We start from the raw sequence: 22,307 nt of genomic DNA on the forward strand, positions 1-22,307 counted from the left end.
ATATACTTTTGTACCTACATCAACGCAATAATGAAATACACCCCGCCCGAATTAAGAACGGTTAACGTGATACGCTATGTAACGCCCTTGCGTGAAGGCGGCTCAATGCCTGCCATAGCCGAGGCTGATGATGAGTTTTTATACGTGCTTAAATTTCGAGGTGCCGGGCAGGGGGTAAGGGCGCTTATTGCCGAGCTGATAGGTGGCGAAATAGCCCGGTTACTTGGCTTGCGTGTACCCGAACTGGTATTTGCCAATTTAGACGAAGCCTTTGGCCGCACCGAAGCAGATGAAGAAATACAGGATCTATTGAAATTCAGTGTAGGGCTTAACCTGGCGCTGCATTACCTGTCGGGCTCTATCACATTCGACCCTACGGTAACTACAGTAGAGCCCAAACTGGCATCGCAAATTGTATGGCTGGATTGCCTGCTGACCAATATGGACCGTACCTGCCGCAATACCAATATGCTGATATGGCATAAAGAACTATGGCTGATAGATCATGGCGCGTCGTTATATTTCCATCACTCATGGCAAAACTGGCGCGAGCAGGCGGTAAGGCCTTTCGTGTTGGTTAAAGATCATGTTCTGCTGCCGCAGGCCTCTTTATTGGAAGAAGTGGATGCCGAATTCAGGGCGATACTGACACCTGAACGGGTAGAAAATATCATTAATTTGATACCTGATGATTGGCTGGCTACAGATGTATTTGACAGTATTGCAGAACATCGCGCTGCTTACTTGGAGTTTTTGTTGACAAGGATTGCACATTCTGAAATATTTGTAAAGGAAGCACAAAATGCAAGATAGATACCTGTTTGAATACGCCGTTATCCGCATTGTGCCGCAGGTAGAAAGGGAAGAGTTCCTGAATGCCGGTGTAATTATGTATTGCGCTAAACTGAAGTTTTTGCAGGCTAAGTTTAACCTTGATGATGCCCGCCTGCAAATATTCGCCCCAAAAACCGATCTTGATGAAGTAAGGCAAAACCTTTGCGCTATCGAAAAAATATGCATAGGCGGTGCCGATGGCGGGCCGATAGCGAAGTTAGACCTGCCGTCGCGCTTTCGTTGGCTTACCGCGACACGCAGTACGGTGGTGCAGCCCTCAAAAGTTCATCCCGGTTTTTGTGTTGACGCCGCCGAAACACTCGAAAGGCTTTACAACCAATTGGTTCTGTAATCAATAAGTGCTCTCTTACAAGTCTTTGCATATTGCTTCTTTAAGAATATGAAACAATATATGCGCAATGCTTATTTAGCCATATTAATAATATTTGCCGGTAGTAAATGTTAATTACTACATATAAAATGTATGTATTGTCAAAATGATGCACTATTAGCGTTTATTATTTAAATACACGATATTTATATTGATTTTAATACCCGAAAAACAGCCATAAAATGAATTATAAAGAGTTGCTTGATGAAATAAGAGCGTATGTGATCTCATTTTTTTCGAAGCATAATAACCCTAAATTGGTATACCATAATCTCGATCATACAAAGAGTGTGGTGGCCAATACTATACAAATAGCCAATCATTACCAGTTAAGCGATGAGGATTTTTTCATCGTGGTAGCGGCAGCCTGGTTTCATGATGCAGGTTACCTGGTAGATTGCCAAAAACACGAGCAAAGCAGCGCCCAAACAGCTACCGATTTCCTGAAACATAAAGGAGTTGATCCGGCTGTGATAGAAAAGGTTGCGCAAACTATATTGGCTACCCAAATGCCGCAAAAACCGGTTAACTTATTAGATGAAATACTTTGCGATGCCGATCTGTTCCATTTAGGAAACGATAATTACCGCAAAAAAAGCAAGCAGTTACGCGAGGAGTTCTCTTTGCTGCTTGATAAAAAACTGGATAAGGACGAATGGCGCCAAAAATCTATCGACCTGATGCAGAGCCATCGTTATTTTACCGATTACGCGCGTTTATTGCTCGACGATCAGAAAGCGAAAAACCTGCAGGAGTTGAAGAAAAAGCAGGAAGAAGCAGTGGCCGAGCCTGCTGCCGAAACGCCAATTGTGCAGGCCGGCACTGTATTGATAGAGCCGCATGAAGATCACGAAAAAAAGAAAAAAGGCGACAGGCCCGAGCGTGGTATCGAAACCATGTTCAGGATCAGCTCAACCAATCATCAGCGCCTGAGCGATATGGCCGATAACAAGGCGCATATCATGATCACCGTTAACTCCATTATTCTATCTGCCATCATCAGTTTGGTGTTGCGTAAGCTTGATCAGTCGAGCTTTTTGGTGATACCTACCTTTTTGTTACTGGCAGTTAGCTTGTTAACTATTACCTTCTCAATTTTAGCTACACGTCCATCTATCCCTTACGGAGAGTTTACTCTGGACGACCTCAAAAAGAGAAATGTGAACCTGCTGTTCTTCGGTAATTTCTACCGCATGTCGTTAGATGATTACAGTAATGGTATGTTCCAGATGATGGAGGATAAGGAGTTTTTATATGGTACGCTCATTCGCGATAATTACTCGCAGGGGGTGGTTCTTGGTAAAAAATACCGCTTGCTAAGGGTTTCGTACAACATATTTATGTTCGGGTTAATATTATCGGTGATCGCATTCCTCATTGCTTTTATACTAAATGGTCAAGCCTAAAAATATATTTAACGATCGCGATCTAAGCTGGCTATCGTTTAACGATCGTGTATTAGCCGAGGCCGAACGGGATACCGTGCCATTGCTGGAACGTATCAAATTCCTCTCGATATTCTCATCAAACCTCGATGAGTTTTACCGGGTACGGATGCCGGTGCTTAGCGCGTTGCAAAAAATAAAAAGCGATGAATACGGAAATGCCAACAACCTGCAAAAAGCCAGGCAGTTTATAAAACAACAGCAGGAGCGCTTTGGTAAAGTGTTTACAAGCACCATTATTCCGCAGTTGAAGGCAAACGGTATCAAGGTTTTTTACAATACCGAAATCCCCGAAGGGCTTAAACAAACCATCACCAATTATTTTTACAGTGATGTACTGGCGTTTTTGCAGCCTGTTTTTTTCAAGGATGATTCAATCGGTTTCTTCCCCGAAAATAATAAATTGTATTTTTTGGTGACATTAAACAACCCGGACAGCGAAAACCAGCAGGCCATAGTAAACATCCCTTCGGATAAGCTGCCAAGGTTTTTCTCTACTGAATTTGAGGGCGAAAAGGCTGTTCTGTTTCTGGATGATATCATCAAGAATAACTTAAATATATTATTTCCAAAGCATACGCTAACAGGTTGTTATAGTTTTAAAATAACCCGCGACGCGGAGCTTGATCTGAAAGATGAGTACCCCGGTGATGTTGCCGAAGAAGTAGAAAAGCAGCTTAACAAACGGGATCAGGGGTTAGCTACGCGCTTTTTGTATCAACCCGATATTCCTCTGAAAGACCTGCATTTACTGATCAGTCAGTTAGGCCTTATGGACGCGGTTACGGTTGAAGGCGGCAGGTATCATAATCTGAAAGACCTGATCGATTTTCCGGCTAAAATTCCGGCTTTGAGTTACCAATCGTGGCCGGCCATATTGTGGCCATCGGTTCCGCAGCAATCATTGCTTGAGTACCTGGACGATCATGACGTATTACTGAACGTACCTTATCAATCATATCACAATATCCTCCGGTTTTTCAGCGAAGCAGCCAATAACCCCGATGTAGAGGAGATTTATATCACGCTGTATCGCGTGGCTAAAGAATCGAAAATTGTTAACGCCCTCATCAGCGCGGCTAAAAATGGTAAAAAAGTTACGGTGATGATTGAGCTGAAAGCCCGTTTTGATGAAGCCAACAATATCAAATGGGCCCGCAAAATGAAGGATGCAGGGGTAAAGATCATTTACAGCATTACTGCCTTAAAGGTGCATGCCAAGGTGGCTTTGGTAAAAAGGCGCAGCGAGAACAGGATAAAATATACAGGCCTGCTGGCTACGGGTAATTTTAACGAAAGTACAGCTTCGTTCTATACCGATCATATTTTGATGACATCGAACCCCGAGCTTACACGCGAAATGGAGTTGCTGCTCATCTTTCTTACTAAACGCACGAAGCCCTCATCGGCAGATCAGATCGTTTTCAAGAACCTGCTGGTATCGCAGTTTAACCTGCAATGGCGCTTTTTAGAGTTGATAGACCGCGAGATCAATAATGCCCGCAATGGCAAACCCGCTTCTATCATTATTAAAATGAACAACCTCGAAGAGCAGGTGCTGATATCAAAACTTTACGAGGCGTCACAAGCGGGGGTTAAAATATTGTTGATTGTGCGCGGTATATGCTGTTTAGTACCGGGCGTGGAGGGAATGAGTGAGCATATTACAGTTCGCCGCATTGTTGACCGCTACCTGGAGCACGGCCGTGTATTTATATTTAACAACGATGGCCAAACCGATGTTTACCTTGGTTCGGCAGACTGGATGAACCGTAACATTTATCGCCGTATTGAGGTGTGTTTCCCGGTATACGACGCGGGCATTCGCCAGGAGATAACAGAACTGATAGACCTGCAATTACAGGATAATGTGCAGGCCGTTATGCTCGATCAGCATTTAAATAACAATCCCGTACCACAAGCAGAACCTGCCATACAATCGCAGTATGCTATTTACGGGAAACTAAAAAACAAGAACGCATGATGTATCCACATACAATATTGATTAATAAACTCATCAGGCCTGCTATATCAACCGGTGTATTGGCATTGGTGTTTATGGGTTTTTCTTGCATGCAGCAAACTAAACCTGCTAAAAGCCCCGATGGTTATAACCTGACGGCTCCGGCAAAATACGCGTTGCCTGTAAGTTTAACAGAAATATCCGGACTGGCTTTTTACAAAGGCGACCCGAAGGTTATTTACGCCCACGAAGATGAAACCGGTAAGCTATTCTATTTCGGATGGGGCGACAAGGATGTTAAGCATGTGAAATTTGGCAACCATGGCGATTATGAAGACATAGCCATTTGCAAAGAGCAGGTTATTATTTTGCGAAGCGATGGCGTGTTGTTCATTTTTCCGTTTAGCGAAGCCCGTGCCGGTAACATTACCCATGTTAGTACCCAAGCTGATATTTTGCCCAAAGGTGAATACGAAAGCCTGTATGCCGACGAAAAAACAGGCTTAGTTTACATACTGACTAAAAATTCAAAGGCCGATAAGAAGCAAAAGCAGACAAACGGTTTTATCTTTAGTCTTTCGGCCAAGGGCACAGTAACTAAAACAGGCGAGTTTAGTATCCCTGTTGATGATATCGCAAACCTTACGGATGATAAAAAAAGGATAAAGTTCGCGCCATCGGCATTGGCTAAAAATACGCGCACCAATGAGTGGTACATCGTATCATCTGTAAATAAACTGTTGGTGGTAACTGATGCTAACTGGAAGGTAAAACAAACCTATCCCTTAGCGCCGTCATTGTTTCCGCAGCCTGAGGGGATAGCGTTTGATAAGCAGAATAACCTGTATATTTCAAACGAAGGTGGTTTAGGCAGCGGCACAATTTTAAAATTTGTATACAAAAAATAATATTCTACTATGCGGGTACTGATAAAATGGAGGTTGGCTTTTATATTGATCACGGCATCTTGCTTTGGTTATAAACAAACAGGTGCACAGGGGCTTGACTTGCGGATACTTAAAGCGATCAACCCAAGCGAACCTACATCGCAGTATTGGATACAAACCAGTAATTCCATTTATTGGGCAGGTGCGGCTATACCCGTTGCCGATTTGGTATACGGTTTTGCAAAAGACAACGAGGATATTAAGCACGATGCTTATGAAATGTTGATCAGCGTGGCTACAAACATTATTGTCACCGACCTGATAAAGCGTGGTATTGACCGCGACAGGCCCGGCGATAAACACCCCGATGTAATATTTCCTAATTCGATAACACATGGCAAATCATTCCCTTCGGGGCATACCAGCCTGGCATTTGCCGAGGCTACCACATTTGCCTTTCAGTATAAAAGATGGTGGGTTACCATACCGGCTTATGCCTGGGCAACATCGGTAGCCTACTCGCGCATGTATCTTGGTAAGCATTACCCTTCGGATGTACTTGGCGGAGCAGCGGTTGGAATAGGGAGTGCATTGGCAAGCAGATGGCTTAACCGGCAACTATTTAAACCCTACTACAAAAAGAAACCTACCTATGATCAATAAATTTACTCTATTAGCTACTTTATTATTGGGCAGTTTCTATGCCTCCGCGCAAGATTCGGTTAAATACCGTGTGATATTAATTGGCGATGCCGGTGAAATGGATAAGCAGCAGGGTGAAGTGATGAAACACGCCAGCGCTAAGGTGATTACCAATAAAACCACGGTAATGTACCTGGGCGATAATATTTATCCGCGTGGCATGGGTTTGCCCGGCAGTCCCCAAGAAAAAGAAACCGAAGAGATCTTGCGGTCGCAATACCAGCCATTTCGCGCGGTAGGCGCGCCTGTATACTTTGTACCCGGCAACCACGACTGGGATAGGATGGGGCCGCTTGGTTTGGCCAAAATAAAACGCCAATGGGCTTTTTTAGAAGAACAGAAAGACCCGCAACTAAAAATGGTTCCGCGCGATGGATGCCCCGATCCGGTAGAGATCAACGTGAGCGACAACCTCACTATCATCGCTTTTGATAGCGAGTGGTGGGTATATACTTATAAAAAGGACAACCCTGATGCCGAATGCGATTGTAACACTAAAGACGCGGTAATTGATAAGCTGGAAGAGTTGTTTCAAAAGAACCGCGGCAAGGTGATCTTGCTGGCCTCGCATCACCCATTTCAAACCTATGGTACACATGGAGGCTATTATTCTTTTAAAGATCATTTGTTTCCGTTAACGGCAGCTAACAAGAACCTGTACATTCCATTGCCGGTTATAGGTTCACTGTACCCTTTACTGCGTACGCTTTTCACCAACCCCGAAGATACTGGGCATCCGCTGTATAAAAGCATGATAGCCCGTATTGATAATGTATTTAAAGGCTATCCAAACATGGTGCATGTAGCAGGGCACGAGCACGGCTTACAATTTATCAAAAACAAACAGAAAGTACAGGTGGTAAGCGGTGCGGGCGCTAAAAACACGTATGCCAAAAAAGGTAAGCACTCCTTATTTGCAGATGCTACACAAGGTTATGTAACCGCCGATATATTGCTGGATAACAGCATGGTATTTACCTACTATATTGTAACCGACGAAGGTGTAAAACAAGCTTTCACTTACAAACAACCTTACACCCCTATAAAAGATAAAGAAGTAGCCAAGGCTAAACCTATCGCGGGCGATAGTACCGTTGTGAAGATAAGGCCGGAATATAATAATGTAAGTGGCTTTCATAAATCCCTGTTCGGTAAAAACTACCGTGAGGAGTGGGCGGCTGCTACGAAATTGCCGGTTATAAGAATATCGCAAATTGCGGGCGGATTAAAACCTACCCAATTAGGCGGTGGCTATCAGTCGAAATCGTTACGCTTGGTTGATAAAAGCGGCAAGGAATGGGTATTACGCAGTGTAGAAAAAAGCCCGGAAAAGGTATTGCCGCCCGAATTGCAGGAAACCTTTGCCAAAGATTGGGTGAACGATGCCATGAGCGCGCAGCACCCGTATTCGGCATTGATAGTACCGCCATTGGCCGAGGCCGCCGGTGTGCCGCATGCTAACCCGATAATAGGGATAGTATCTGCCGATGATAACTTAGGTAAGTATGCCGATACCTTTACCAATATGATATGTTTATTGGAAGAACGTGAACCTGCCGGCGATTCAAAGAATACCATAAAAATGATCAAAGACCTGAATAAGGACAATGATAATACTTACGATAGCCGCGAGTTTTTACGTGCCCGCATGCTCGATTTGCTGATTGGCGATTGGGACAGGCACGAAGATCAATGGCGCTGGATACACAAAGAAAAAGACGGCAAAACAACCTACACTGCCGTTCCGCGCGACCGCGACCAGGTGCTTTATACTAACGAAGGGCTGTTGCCAAGCATCGCGTCGTTACCGTTTGTGGTACCTACCTTGCAGGGTTTTGATAGCGATATCCCAAGTGTAAAATGGTCGATATTTAAAACGCGCTTTTTAAATATGTATCCTGCAACACACTTCAGCTTAAAAGAATGGATGCAGATGGCCAATGAGTTTGTAGCAGCCGAAACTGACGCGGTGCTGGAAGCAGGTTTGCGCAGGTTGCCGGAATCAGCCTACAAATTGCGCCATGATGAATTACTGAAAACGTTGAAAGAACGCCGCGCGCATATCCCGGAAGCTATGGCCGAGTACTATCGTTTTATGAATAAGATAGTGGATATACGCACTACCGATAAAAACGAATTGGTAGAAATAAAAGACGATACTGCTAAATCAGTGAACATCGTTATCCGCAAAATAAATAAAGATGGTGTAGTTAAAGACACGCTGTTAAATAACACGTTTGCCGCGGGTATTACCAAAGAGATCAGGCTGTATGTAGAAGATGGGGATGATCATGTGGTCATCAACAAAAAAGAATCGCCCATAAACATCAGGCTTATCGGTAAAAAAGGCGATAAAGTTTACGATGTTGTAAACTCTAACAAAAGCATCAAGCTTTACAACAAAACCAATAAGATAACTTTCAAGGGTGATTCGGGCGTATTTAATAAACATATTTCTGCCGATAGCGCGAACACCGCCTTTGAGCCTGTAAACTTGTATAATACGTTTATACCTATGGCAACCGCCGGTTTGAATGCCGATGATGGCTTTTCTTTAGGCTTGGGCTTCAGATATATACACCAGCAAGGCTTTCATAAACAGCCATATAACTATTCGCAACAGTTAATGGTGAGTCATTCATTTGCAACAAAAGCTTTCGCGGTTAAATATAATGCCGAATGGATACGGGCAATTGGAAAAGCCGACTTAACTTTGCAGGTGTTAGCAAAGGCTCCGGATAATGCGGCAAATTTCTTCGGGCGTGGTAACGAATCTGTTTTTGATAGAACGGGTAATTTTAAAAGATATTACCGTACCAGGTATAATACTTTTCAATTCGACCCGGCCTTGAGATGGCACACGTCATCGGGTAGTACATTAAGTATAGGTCCGTCTGTACAATTGTACCACATGGATGCCAGCGAAAACGTAGGCAGGTTTATCAATAATACTTCGTTAATAGGCTCTTACGATAGCGCTACCGTAGCTAAAGATAAAGCACATGCCGGTGTAATTATAAATTACATCAGCGATACAAGGAACAATGCCATATTGCCAACATGGGGCAATGTGGTGAATATCAAAATACAGGGATATGCAGGGTTAAACAGCTACTCAAAATCATTTATTCAGATACTGCCCGAAGTAGCATTCTATAAAAGCTTAAACTCAACCTCAACTATTGTACTGGCCGATAGGTTAGGCGGTGGGGTTACCATAGGTAAAACAGCTTTTTATCAGTCGTTATTTTTGGGAGGACAACAAAATTTACTGGGTTTCAGAAACTTCCGCTTTGCCGGTCAGCACAGTGTATATAACAATTTAGAGCTCAGAATAAAGATAGGTGATTTTGCAAGTTATGTTTTACCCGGCCAATTTGGCATAACGGGTTTCTTTGATACCGGCAGGGTATGGGAAAAAGGCGAAAATTCTGATAAATGGCACATCGGTAATGGAGGTGGCATTTATTTTGCACCCGCTCGTATGGCAGTTGTACAATTGCTTGCGGGCCACTCTGACGAAGGCTGGTATCCGTATTTGCTCCTGCGTTTCAGATATTAATAATATTTAAGAAAATGCACACCGAGATACTCGAAATAAATGAAAATGTATGCGTTACCTGCCAGGTTGATACGCGGCTGTCGTTTAACGCGCTCATTAATCATCTGGAAGACAGGGTTAAAACAGAGCACCCTATAAAAGCTCAGTTCTACAAGTTTCTTTTAGATAAACTGAACCAGTTAAGCACAAGTGATATCGACATCACTATTGCCAACGTGGAAAAATACCAGGAAGTACTGGTACTGATATACACTATTTTAACGCCGTTGGTGGCCAGCGAAAAAGATTTTTTCTGGGCTATGAGCACACCTGTGCCCGATAAGATCTTCTTTAGCACCGACGCGTTCTATAATTTCTATACCGATCATAAGTTTCATCAGCGTGATGAGAACGAATCAACTGCCGATACGATAGAAAAGAAACAGATCCAGTTTATATATCAGCTAATACTTAAAAAGTTCTACAACTTTACATCGGCATTTAAAAACGAGAAGCTGTACACGTATACCGATCCTGAAACCGGATTGAACCGTTATTACAGCATACAGGCCGATACGCAGTTTATTGATGTAAAAGTGAACGGCGAATTGCCCGAACTTGATTTTGAAGAGATTGCTACCGTAATGCAGGCCGGTAAAGAAATTGAGGTATTAGCCCAGTTATTGCCGCTTAATAAATTCAAGCTCGAAGGTTTTACCATCATCACGATGGAGGACATTACACAGAACCATGCCATTCACAAAATAAGATCGGCACTGGTTAACCATACTTATGAGCGTGAGGCTTATACGCCAATTATCGAATCGTTACGCACACTGGCGGGTAACAGCAAGGTTCATTTCGGGCTAATGCCTTTTCTTACGGTGAATGATAAGCTGGTGGTTGATTCTAATGCCTGCGATGATAGTATATTGGTGATTGCGTCACGCAAAGCCGGTATCGACGATCAGGTGTTTTACGACCTGGTTGAGGAATACCGTAAAGACCCGAAACCGATATTCTACAACAAGATCACCGAAGAGCGTACGCACGACAGCCAGTTCCTTAAAATTATCAGTGCTGCCGGTATCTACTCATATACGCTTATTCCCATCTTTCATAATAACAAGCTGGCTGGTGTAATGGAGCTGTATTCGGATCATGAACTGGTGATCGACGAAGTTTTACTGTCGAAACTAAAAACCGCTATTCCATTGCTCGCGCAGTTATTTAAGTATAGTATTGATGCCTTTAACGCGCAGATAGACGCGGTATTGAAAGATAAGTTTACCTCTTTGCAACCATCTGTACAATGGAAATTTAACGAGGTAGCGCTAAACTACATCCGTGAGCTGAACGATACGCAACAAATACCGGAAATTGAAACAGTAATGTTTGAAAATACCTACCCGCTTTTTGGCGCGGTAGATATCCGTAATTCCACGATTGAGCGCAACATAGCCTTGCAGCAGGATCTTAAAGCATTATTGCTGGTATTGATAGAAACCCTTAAATCTATTAAGGAGCATGTAGTGCTCAGTTTGATAGATAAGCTGATCTATAATACTGAAGAATGGCTCATCAGGATTGGTGATTATACCAGCACTAATGACGAGATCATGCTTAGCGGCTTTTTGCAGGGCGAAGTAGAGCCATTTTTAAAACACGTAAAGGAAAGCAAATCAGTAGCCACACCGGCTGTTGACGCTTATTTTGACGCGGTGAAGGAAGAAAGCGGTATAGGCTTTCAAAAACGGAGAGAGCTGGAGGCATCGATGCAGCTCATTAATACCTCTGTCAGTCATTACCTTGATACGGCGCAATCAACTTTGCAGGAATCGTATCCATGCTATTTCAGTAAGTTCCGTACCGATGGTGTAGAGTATGATATATACATAGGCCAATCCATAGCGCCAGAACGCCGTTTCAGTAATATGTACCTGAAGAACCTTCGCTTGTGGCAAATACGTTCAATGGCAGATATTGCCCGTATCACGGAAGGTTTATCGCACAAGATGGAAAAGCCGTTGTATACTACGCAACTGATCTTCATCCACTCAAACCCGATAAATATCAGTTTCAGGAATGATGAACGCCGTTTTGATGTGGAGGGGGCATATAACATCCGCTACGAAATAGTGAAGAAACGGATAGACAAGGTTTTGATAAAGGGAACAACTGAACGCCTGACCCAACCTGATAAAATAGCGCTGGTTTATTTTCATCAGCAGGAAGAATTTGAATACCTCGAATACATTCAATATCTGCAAGAGCAGGGCAGCTTAACCTCCGAAGTTGAAAAACTCGACCTGGAAGAATTGCAGGGCGTATCGGGATTAAAAGCTTTAAGGGTAGGGGTTAACTATAAAAAATAGATAGATTAGGGATCAATTTTTACATTCATAAATAATGCCTGTACAATTACGTTTAAAGTTTGCAAAGCTTATCTTATTGGCAGGCACTTTTTTATTGTCGCTCCATAGCATTGCTCATGCGCAGCAAAACGCGGCAGGCGATAGTATCACCATTGCCATAGCTCCCGAATACAATAAGGTGAGCAATACACACCGTTTCTTTTTGGGCGATAACCACCGCAGGTTATGGGCTACGCCCGTAAAGATCAAGATATTTCATATAGCTAAAGAAAAGGGCGGACTGAAGATATTACAGTTGGGAGGCGGCAAGCAAACCAAATCATTACGCCTGGCCGACCCAACCGGGCAGGAATGGGTGTTGCGTACCATCCAAAAATTCCCGGAAAATGGATTACCCGCCAACTTGCGCAAAACGGTAACCAAAGATATTTTACAGGATCAGGTATCGGCAGCTCATCCTTTTTCAGCCTTAACGGTACCGCCGTTGGCCCAGGCCTTGGATATTCCGCATTCAAATCCACAAATAGTTTATGTGCCCGATGATGCCGCTTTAGGTGAATACAGAGAAAAGTTTGCTAACCAGGTGTTTCTGTTTGAAGAACGTGAACCGATAGACGCGGAGAAAACGTACAACACGGTAAAGGCACAGGAGAAATTAAAGGAAGATAACGACAACCATGTTGATCAGAAACTGGTTTTGCGCGCCCGTTTACTGGATATGCTGCTGGGCGACTGGGACCGCCACGAAGACCAATGGCGCTGGGAAAAGATAGATGAAAAGAAAGGCGCGAATCTTTACAAACCCGTTCCGCGCGACCGCGACCAGGTTTATTATAAAACTTCGGGACTTTTCCCGTGGATAGTATCGCACCAGTGGTTAAACTCTAAATTTCAGGGCTATGATTATGAAATAAGGGATGTAAAAGGCTGGAATGTGCAGGCTCGTTATTTTGATCGTTACTTTTTGAATAGTTTAAGTGAAGATGATTGGAAAAAGGAGATAGGCTACGTTCAAAATACCCTTACCGACGAACTCATCACCACAGCGGTAAAGCGGATGCCTGATAGCATTTACGAGATATCGGGTAAAGAGATAGTTGCCAAAATGATATCGCGCCGTAATTTGTTGATGAAACAAGCTATGGAGTATTATCGTTTCATAGCCATTTATGTAGATGTACCCGCTACCGACAAGCGCGATAATTTTGCGATAGTTAACAAAGATGACGGCACTTTAGAGGTCAGTATAAACAAAATCAAAAAAGACGGCACTTTGGATCAAGTGACCTATCACCGTATTTTTGATCCGGCTGTTACCAGGGAGGTAAGGCTTTATGGTTTTGCCGGTAAGGACGATTTTAATGTAAGCGGAACTAAGCCGTCGCCTGTAAAATTGCGCATTATAGGTGGCGACGATGAAGATAGTGTAACGGTAAATAAAGAACTGCACAACAAAGGCAATATTTATGTGTACGACAGATCGGATCAGCCGAATGTTGTGCCCACTTCATCGCAAGCTAAATTGCGTTTATCAAAAGATACCACGGTAAATAGTTACGATAAGCAAAGCTTTAAATACGACAGGTTTATGCCTATTACGCTGGCTAACTACAGTATTGATAATGGCATTTTGCTGATAGGTGGTTTCTCTTACGAAAAGCATGGTTTCCGTAAAGAGCCTTATGCTTTTAAACACGAGTTACTGGCTAATTATTCCATCGGTCGTAAATCGTTCATATTTACTTACACGGCCGATTATAAGGGCATCTTCGGTAAGAACAATCTATTGGTCAGCCTTAGATCGCTTGGCCCTAATAACCTGAGCAATTTTTTTGGTATAGGTAACGAGAGTGTTTTTGTGAACGAGGGCGATAAAGAGATCAGCTACTACCGCAACCGTTACGATCTGATAACAGGCAATGTTTCCATCTATCGTGATTATAATAACTGGCGGTTCAGCGCGGGGGCTGCGGGGCAGTTTTATACCAGCGAGGAAGCCGATAACCCGAAACGTTTTCTGCTTGATTATAATCAGCTGCATCCCGATGAAAAGGTATTCGATGATAAATTATATGCAGGTTTCGTAACCAGCGCCTTGTATGATAGTCGCAATAAACCATTGATGGCTACACAAGGTATTTATTGGTCTACCACTATATCAGGTTACAAGGGAGTTAAGCATGCCGATAATAAGTATATGCGTATCGCCTCGGAATTTGGTGTCGCTTATAATCCTGATAAAGATTCAATACTGATTATTAGCAATCGTACCGGAGCGGCAACCACCATAGGTCATGCCGAATTTTTTCAGAAGGTAAAATTAGGCGGTGTGCAAAATCTGCGCGGCTTCCATACGGGTCGTTTTACAGGCGAAACCATGGCCTATAATGACCTGGAAATGCGCGTAAAGGTGCTTGATTTTAATTCGTACCTGCTGCCCGGCTCCATCGGCCTTATCGGTTTTAACGATATTGGCCGTGTATGGACACCCGGCGAAAGCTCGAACGCTATACACGTAGGCTACGGCGGCGGTTTATACGTTATCCCCGCTAAACTGGTACTGATTGAGGCGGTGTTTGGCTTTTCAAAAGAAGGGTCATTGCCTTACATCTCATTCGGGGTTAACTTTTAAAATTTCTTAAACCGCCAGCTTTACTTTACTAATCCAGCAATAAAAAGCGGAATGTACTTTTATCCACTATCATTTTAGCGGGTTTATCATTAGTGAACTTTGCCTTAATGATAGCTGTTTTACGCTTGCCAGTTTTTGAATTAGTTTCGTGCGTGTGCATTACATAATTTAAATTACCGGCCTTATCAATAAAGAAGTCGCCATGCCCGGTACCGTTTCGCCCGGTTACTTTACGGCTTAGTATTGGGCTGTCCTTTTGTTTGGCCCATGGCCCCATAGGGCTTTTTGAGGTGGCGTAACCCACGGCATAATCAATATTGCGGTAATCATTTGCCGAATAGAAAAGATAATACAGTCCGTTATGTTTCAACACTGTAGGGCCTTCGGCGATTGTCCACGGCGTACTTGCCGTATTTTCCCATCCCGTTTCGGAGTGTATACATTCTTTGGTAGTGCTGCTGTCAATGTCTGACAGGTCTGCTTTCATCCTCGATACATAAATGCGGTTGCCATTTTTTAAACGAACATGATACAGGTATAGCTTACCATCGGTATCTTTAAAAATATAAGGGTCTATTTGTTTATCAGCCTCGGTTATACTGCCGAACTTTTTCTGTGTAAATGGCCCCAGCGGACTGTCGCCTTCTGCAATGGCAATGTGCTCGTTAGCGGTATAAGCCATGTAATATTTGCTTTTGTGCTTAAATAACTGCGGAGCCCAAAAGCCTTCGGTACCATAACTTTCGCCTTTAATTAGCGCATGGCCGTCGCGTTTACCAACAGGGCCTTTCCATGTTTTCAAATCAGTTGAACTATATACCAGGAAACCCTTGCTACTGCCGGTACCATATAAATAGTAAACGCCTTTATCTAAAAAGATGGTAGGGTCGGCCATCTGCAAGGTATCAGGAGCAGTTTGTGCTTTGGTATTAATAGAAACACATAGCATCGAGATGATGGCGAGGCAATAATTGAGTGCTTTATTCATAGTGCAGTAGTCGGTGGTTTATAATGTATGTTAACGATTTACCCGGTAAATCATCAATAACCAAATATGGGTTATAAGGCTTAATCATTCATCTTATTTCGTTTCAATATTTCATCAATTCGTCTCAAACAAATTAAATAACGCTCGTTAGTTTACATCGATGAGCTTTAGTGCGGCATTTCAATTATATTTGAATTACCTAAAATTCAAATAAACGTTGAGGTACAAATTATTGCTGGTGTGTTTGCTGTGCTTTTTACAAAGCAGGCTAAACGCGCAATCTTACTATTTTAGCCATTACCAGGTAGAGAACGGCCTGTCTAACAACGCGGTGATATGCGTGTTGCAGGATAGGATGGGCTTTATGTGGTTTGGTACTAAAGATGGTCTCAACCGTTTTGATGGTTACACCTACAAAGTTTTTCGTAACGATCCCGCTAATAAGCGCAGCCTGGGCAGCAACTTTATTTTCTCGGTTTTTGAAGATCATTATGGCGTTATATGGGTAGGTACCGAGAGGGGCCTGTATTATTATAACCGCGAAACAGAAGACTTTACTTTTTTGAACAACAGCCTGATTAAACCAACCCGCAGCATTATGATGGATAACGGGCATAATTTGTGGTTTGTATCCGGAGGTTTATTCAAATACACTCCTAAAACAAAGAAACTGGTATCATATACCAGTTTTTGGTCGACTTCGGTTTGCACTTCGAGCGATGGTACTATTTGGGCATCTACCCCCGACGGTATGCTGCAAAAGTATAATCCGAGGTCAAACAGCTTTTCGCCTTACTCTATGTTCAGTCACTCAAAACCCACCTCAAATAAGGCGATTGAGAAGATTTATGATGGCGGCAATGGGCATATACTGGTAGCTACATCAACGCAAGGCGTTAAAGATTTTGATACCCATAGCAATACTTACACCGATATCCTCACGCAGGACGATGCCTTCGACGAGATCTACGCCCGCGATTTTGTATACCGGTCGCCTAACGAACTTTGGATAGCGTCGGAATCGGGCATTTATATTTATGATAAAACTCAGAACAAAATAACCAATCTGCGCAAACAGTATAACGATCCTTATTCCCTGTCAGACAATGCGGTGTATTCCCTGTGTAAGGATAAAGAAGGCGGTATTTGGGCGGGTACTTATTTCGGCGGAGCCAATTATTATCCAAAGCAGTATACCAATTTTGAAAAGTATTTTCCTAAAACCGGGCAAAACTCCTTAAGCGGCAACGCCGTACGCGAAATTTGTAAGGATAGTAATAATAACCTTTGGATAGGAACTGAAGATGCCGGGTTAAATAAGCTGAACCTTACAACGGGTAAGTTTTCGAGCTTCAAGCCCAATGGTGCAAAAACAGGCATCAGTACAACCAATATCCATGGTTTGCTGATCAATGGCGATCAATTGCTGATAGGTACTTTTGAACATGGCTTGGATGTGATGGACCTGCGTACCGAAAAAGTTGTAAAACATTTTAGTGCCGGGCCCGGTAAGAACGACCTGAAGAGCAACTTTATTTACACCATGCTCAAAACCCGTGAAGGCGATATTATCATTGGTACATCCTGGGGTTTATTCAGGTATAATGTAAGTGACAATAACTTTACCCATATTTCGGCCATGCCGCGAACTTCCTTTTATACCAGTATTATGGAGGATAGTAAGGGCAATATTTGGGTGGGCACTTTCCGCGACGGCGTGCATTGTTTTAGTATTGAGGGGAAAGATAAGTTTGTAGTTAAAAAGCACGATTTTAAGATAGACATGAGCGTAAGCCGTATCACGGGACTAATTGAAGATTCGGAACAGAATATTTGGATAGGTACAGAGTCAGGCTTGTATAAATACACGCCATCAACAAAAAAAACAGTCGAATACTCGGTAAGAACAGGGTTGCCTAACGAGCTTATTTACAGCATGCTCGAAGATGCTCAAAAGCGACTTTGGATAAGCAGCTCAAAAGGGTTGATGTGTATCGATATTAAAACTAATAAGCTGATAAGGTATACCCGATCCAACGGTTTATTGAACGACCAGTTTAACTACAACTCTGCATTTGAGGATAGCAACGGCACCATGTATTTTGGCAGCGTAAAAGGGATGATCAGTTTTAACCCGGCAACCTTTAAGCCTGTTAGCTTTACACCGCCTATATATATTACCGGTTTCCAGGTGCATAACAAGGAGCTGGCGGTAAACCGTAACGGGTCGCCGCTTAAAAGATCGGTATTATTGTCGCGGGAGATTACGCTTAATGATAACCAATCGTCGTTTAGTATTGATTTTTCTTCACTTAGTTACACGTCGCCGGCCACTACCGAGTATAAATATAAGCTTGATGGCCTCGACCGCGATTGGACATTCATTAAAACTAACAGGCGTGCCTATTTTACCGAGCTTGCTCCGGGCAAGTACCACTTTAAGGTAAGGGCTGCCAATAGCAATAATATTTGGCAGGATGCCGAGGCGCAGCTATACATTGAGGTATTACCTCCATTTTGGAAGAGTACATGGGCCTACCTTACTTACAGCATCATCTTTTCGTTTAGCCTGTATTGGCTTATCACCATTTATCACGACAGGCTGGAGAATAAGAACCGCCGCAAAATGGAGGATTTTGAAAATAAAAAAGAGAAGGAAATATACCAGGCCAAAATTGAATTTTTTACCAATGTAGCACACGAAATACGCACACCGCTAACCTTAATAAAGGGGCCGATGGAAAAGGTGATAAAACAAGCGGGAGAGATACCGGCTATTGAAAAGAACCTGCGTATAATGGATAAAAATACCGAACGGCTCCTGCATCTCACCAATCAACTACTCGATTTTAGGAAGACGGAATCTAACGGCTTCTCGCTCAATTTTGTTAAGGTTGATATAGTCGAACTGCTTAAAGAATTATGGAATAATTTTCAGGATTCGGCAGAGCAAAAGAATATCGATTACCAGATAATTCTTCCTAAACAACAACTGTTTGCTTACGTTGACCACGAAGCTTTCACCAAGATCATCAGTAACCTTTTGGATAACGCGCTTAAGTACTGCAATTCAAAAGTTAAGCTGTCGTTACTGCCCGTTGCCGATAACGAAGACCTGTTTACCGTTAAGGTATATAATGACGGAAAGCAGATCCCGAACGAACTGCATGAGAAGATATTTGAGCCATTCTTCAGGATAAACGGGCACGATAAAAAGACCGGAACCGGGATAGGGCTTTCAATATCAAGGGCATTGGCCGAGCTACATAAAGGAAAACTGGAAATGCAATATTCCGGAAATGAATTTAATATATTTGTACTCACACTGCCTGTACACCAATTAATTGAGTTTAACCTGAATAGCCGATGGAGAAAACATTAACTACACCTGTAAAATTTGCTGATACGGATGCTGATAAAGCTGTTATTTTATTGGTTGACGATAGTGACGAAATACTTGATTTTATATCAGACGATCTCAACGAAAAGTATAACGTTTTAACTGCGTTAAACGGAAAAGAAGCGCTTGATATATTGCACAGTAATATTGTGCAACTGGTGATAAGCGATGTAATGATGCCCGAAATGGATGGCTTTGAACTTTGCGAAACCATTAAAAAAAGCTTCGAACTGTGCCATATCCCTGTTGTGCTGCTTACTGCAAAAACCTCGCTACAATCAAAAATCGACGGCTTGGAACTTGGGGCTGATGCTTATGTAGAAAAGCCGTTTTCGCTGGAATATTTGCATGCACAGGTAGGCAGCTTGTTACGCAATAGGAGCAAGATAAAAGAGTACTTTTCGAACTCGCCGCTGGTGCATATTAAAACCATTGCTTACTCCAAATCAGATGAGTTATTTTTAGAGAAACTAAACGACGACATTTTCAGAAATATGAGCAATAAGGATTTGGATGTAGAGCACTTGGCCGATATCATGAATATGAGCCGCCCCACGCTGTACCGTAAAATTAAATCGATATCAAACCTTACCCCAAACGAGTTGATCAATTTGGCAAGGCTGAAAAAAGCGGCCGAGTTATTAAACGAGGGTAATTTGAAGATCTACGAAATATCTGATTTGGTAGGCTATAGCTCGCAAACACATTTCGGGCGTAATTTTTTAAAGCAGTTTGGTATGTCGCCAACGGATTATATCAACCGCCAAAACCCGGAGCAGGTTTAATATCATCAGCAATAATATTTATAAAAATACAAAAGCCGGATGCTCAACACATCCGGCTTTATCATGTAATAATATAACGTTAAGGTTTAATTCGCCGCGTCAATTTGCAGTACCACACTGGTACGGCCCGAGTTTACGTCGGGATTGTAACCCACCGTCATCAGGAAATCGCCTGTGTAAGTTTTTGATTCGTCCAACGATGAACGGCTATCAGGATACAGGTTGATCTCTTTGATCTTGTATTTTTTAGCGGCATCCAGTCCTTTCAGTCGGATAGGTAATTTACTGCCTTCGCCATACCTGTTATTTACCAGGTAATTGAACATTACCGCGCCTGATTTTGCTTCGTTAACGTACAATACCGATGCTACGCTGTTTTTACGCGGATCAGCCAAACGGTATTGATCGCCCTGCCATATAGTGGATTTTAGGGCATTGTAGTTTTTGATAGCATCCTGGCAATATTGAAGATCTTTACCGCTCAAGTGGCTCACAACGATATCAAAACCCAGTTTACCCATCATAGCTACATCGGTACGGAACTTAATAGGCTGTTTGCCCCAGTCGGTTACGTGGTTTGAGCTGCTAATGGCAGGGTAGAAGTATGAGTATTCCCATTGTATAAAGATACGCTCCATCGGGTCGGTATTATCGCTTGGCCAAAACTCGGTGAAGTATTTATGCGCGGCATAATCAACACGGCCACCACCGCCCGAGCACAACATCATAGGTACGGTAGGGTATTTGGCACGGATGCGCTCAAGCACTTTATACAAGCCACGCATGTACTCAATATAAAAATGGTTCTGATTTTTTAAATGTGCCGAATAAGCGTTGAACACCACAGCATTACAATCCCATTTTATGTAAGCCAGTTCAGGGTTCTTGGTAAACAGGTCATCCACAATTTTAAATACAAAATCTTGCACGGCCGGGTTACTCAGGTCAAGCTCCAGTTGGTTACGTAAGTAATGCTCCTCGCGTTTAGGCTGCTTAACTACCCAATCCGGGTGTTTTTCGTATAGTTCACTCTTAGGGTTCACCATTTCCGGCTCAATCCATATACCAAATTTCACACCGTTGGCAGTAGCTTCTTTTACTAATGACGATACACCGTTAGGCAATTTCTTTTTGTTTTCCTCCCAATCGCCCAAGCCCGCAACATCACCATTACGTGGGTATTTGTTGGCGAACCAGCCATCATCAAGCAAAAACATATCTACACCTAATTTCTTGGTGTCTTTTAATAGTTCGGCAAGCTTAGCCTCATCAAAATCAAAGTAGGTGGCTTCCCAATTATTTAAAAGGGTAAGGCGGTTTCCTTTGCCATCCAGAATACGGTAATTACGTGCCCAGCGTTGCAGTTTACGGCTGGCATCGCCTTTCCCCTTGTCAGATAGGGTGTACAGGAACGCCGGGGTAGTAAATTCTTCATTCGGTTTTAAAGTATATGCCGAAGCGTAGTTGTTGATACCTGCAATGATCCTCAAATTATCAAGGTTATCCAGTTCAAGATCCACACGGAAATTGCTGCTCCATTCTACCGAGCCGTATAGTACGGTGCCTTCATCTTCGGTAGCCGGTTTATCTAACGATACCATAAATACCGATGGCGCAAATAAATTGGCACGGGTACCCAATTTGGTATCAAGCGTTTTTATGCCGTGGGTAAGCCTGGTTTCTTCAGGCTGCATTTCTTTGGCCCAGTCGCCGTGGTATTGGGTAAGGTAATAGCTGTCGCTTTTAAGGTACAGGTTAGCTGATGCGAATTTTTGCAGCGTAACGTTACCTTTTTCCTTGTGTTTAATCACGCTCCATTGCTCTACTACATCTTCTTTGTAGTATGATTTGTAGTATAGTGTAACCTCAAAATCATAAACAGGATCTTTCAATACGATGCTCAGTAATGATACATCGGCATCAACTTTGGTAACTTTATGACTTACGTAACGTAAATCCAACGAGTTATTGCCGTCGGCATGGGTTACAGATATGGCCGGTTCAAACAGGTTGCGTGAACCCGATGGTGTGTAGGCCGAATTGATTAAGCCGCCGGTGTAATCTGATGCCTGCCTGTAAACAGCAGGAATTTGCTCATACTCAGCCGCGGCTGACAGCTTTTTGCCAAGGTAAATAGTACCCAGATCTTTGTTTTTACTTACCTGCAAAACCAGGGCATTATTGCTTGTTTCAACCGGGATGGTAATGTTTTGAGCAACAGTGCTGTAGGTGCAGGCAGCTAAAGATAATACACAAAAAGAAATGCGATAAATAATTGGTAATTTAGATTTCATTCGATAAATATAATAATTACTGTCATTAGTACGGATATAATTATTCAAGAACTATAACAGTGTATTGTAA

Annotated in this window: 13 protein-coding genes; 11 read left to right on the forward strand and 2 right to left on the reverse strand. The window is 42.8% G+C overall.

Annotation, left to right across the window (positions count from 1 at the left end):
• Window positions 1-30: 30 nt before the first annotated feature.
• From ABD894_RS00160 to ABD894_RS00200, 9 genes are all read left to right on the forward strand, one after another.
• On the forward strand, window positions 31-813 hold the full coding sequence (locus ABD894_RS00160; protein WP_345208942.1) for a HipA family kinase: 783 nt from the start codon (window positions 31-33) through the stop codon (window positions 811-813).
• Entirely contained in the window at window positions 803-1,186 is a 384-nt protein-coding gene (locus tag ABD894_RS00165) for a DUF3037 domain-containing protein (RefSeq protein WP_345208943.1), read from the forward strand. Before ABD894_RS00160 ends, ABD894_RS00165 begins: the two co-directional genes overlap by 11 nt.
• Before the next feature lie 221 nt (window positions 1,187-1,407).
• The gene (locus tag ABD894_RS00170; protein ID WP_345208944.1) at window positions 1,408-2,631 is read left to right on the forward strand and encodes a Pycsar system effector family protein; all 1,224 of its coding nucleotides are present in this window, start codon (window positions 1,408-1,410) and stop codon (window positions 2,629-2,631) included.
• Window positions 2,618-4,654 carry a polyphosphate kinase 1 gene (gene ppk1 / locus ABD894_RS00175; RefSeq protein ID WP_345208945.1) on the forward strand — a complete coding sequence of 679 codons (2,037 nt, stop codon included), beginning with the start codon at window positions 2,618-2,620 and terminating at the stop codon, window positions 4,652-4,654. Before ABD894_RS00170 ends, ppk1 begins: the two co-directional genes overlap by 14 nt.
• Complete coding sequence (locus tag ABD894_RS00180) at window positions 4,651-5,541, forward strand: SdiA-regulated domain-containing protein (RefSeq protein WP_345208946.1); 891 nt, start codon at window positions 4,651-4,653, stop codon at window positions 5,539-5,541. Before ppk1 ends, ABD894_RS00180 begins: the two co-directional genes overlap by 4 nt.
• A gap of 9 nt (window positions 5,542-5,550) precedes the next feature.
• The gene (locus ABD894_RS00185; protein ID WP_345208947.1) at window positions 5,551-6,183 is read left to right on the forward strand and encodes a phosphatase PAP2 family protein; all 633 of its coding nucleotides are present in this window, start codon (window positions 5,551-5,553) and stop codon (window positions 6,181-6,183) included.
• A complete protein-coding gene (locus ABD894_RS00190) occupies window positions 6,173-9,784 on the forward strand; it encodes a BamA/TamA family outer membrane protein (protein ID WP_345208948.1) in 3,612 nt (1,203 codons plus the stop codon). Before ABD894_RS00185 ends, ABD894_RS00190 begins: the two co-directional genes overlap by 11 nt.
• A 14-nt stretch (window positions 9,785-9,798) precedes the next feature.
• Window positions 9,799-12,138 carry a hypothetical protein gene (locus tag ABD894_RS00195; protein ID WP_345208949.1) on the forward strand — a complete coding sequence of 780 codons (2,340 nt, stop codon included), beginning with the start codon at window positions 9,799-9,801 and terminating at the stop codon, window positions 12,136-12,138.
• Window positions 12,139-12,172: 34 nt separating this feature from the next.
• On the forward strand, window positions 12,173-14,770 hold the full coding sequence (locus ABD894_RS00200) for a BamA/TamA family outer membrane protein (protein WP_345208950.1): 2,598 nt from the start codon (window positions 12,173-12,175) through the stop codon (window positions 14,768-14,770).
• 28 nt (window positions 14,771-14,798) lie between these two features.
• Here ABD894_RS00200 and ABD894_RS00205 read toward each other — a convergent pair whose 3' ends face one another.
• Window positions 14,799-15,758: a glycoside hydrolase family 43 protein gene (locus tag ABD894_RS00205; protein WP_345208951.1), complete on the reverse strand. Its 960-nt coding sequence runs from the start codon at window positions 15,756-15,758 to the stop codon at window positions 14,799-14,801.
• 217 nt (window positions 15,759-15,975) lie between these two features.
• Here ABD894_RS00205 and ABD894_RS00210 point away from each other — a divergent pair, with 217 nt between their 5' ends.
• Entirely contained in the window at window positions 15,976-19,140 is a 3,165-nt protein-coding gene (locus tag ABD894_RS00210) for a ligand-binding sensor domain-containing protein (protein WP_345208952.1), read from the forward strand.
• Window positions 19,125-19,943, forward strand: coding sequence for a response regulator transcription factor (locus ABD894_RS00215; RefSeq protein WP_345208953.1), 819 nt, complete (start codon window positions 19,125-19,127; stop codon window positions 19,941-19,943). Before ABD894_RS00210 ends, ABD894_RS00215 begins: the two co-directional genes overlap by 16 nt.
• Window positions 19,944-20,029: 86 nt before the next feature.
• Here the strand turns inward: ABD894_RS00215 and ABD894_RS00220 are convergent, their stop codons facing one another.
• Window positions 20,030-22,237: an alpha-galactosidase gene (locus ABD894_RS00220; RefSeq protein ID WP_345208954.1), complete on the reverse strand. Its 2,208-nt coding sequence runs from the start codon at window positions 22,235-22,237 to the stop codon at window positions 20,030-20,032.
• Window positions 22,238-22,307 lie beyond the last annotated feature (70 nt).

It is taken from the genome of Mucilaginibacter gynuensis, from assembly GCF_039541195.1.
Taxonomy (GTDB): domain Bacteria; phylum Bacteroidota; class Bacteroidia; order Sphingobacteriales; family Sphingobacteriaceae; genus Mucilaginibacter; species Mucilaginibacter gynuensis.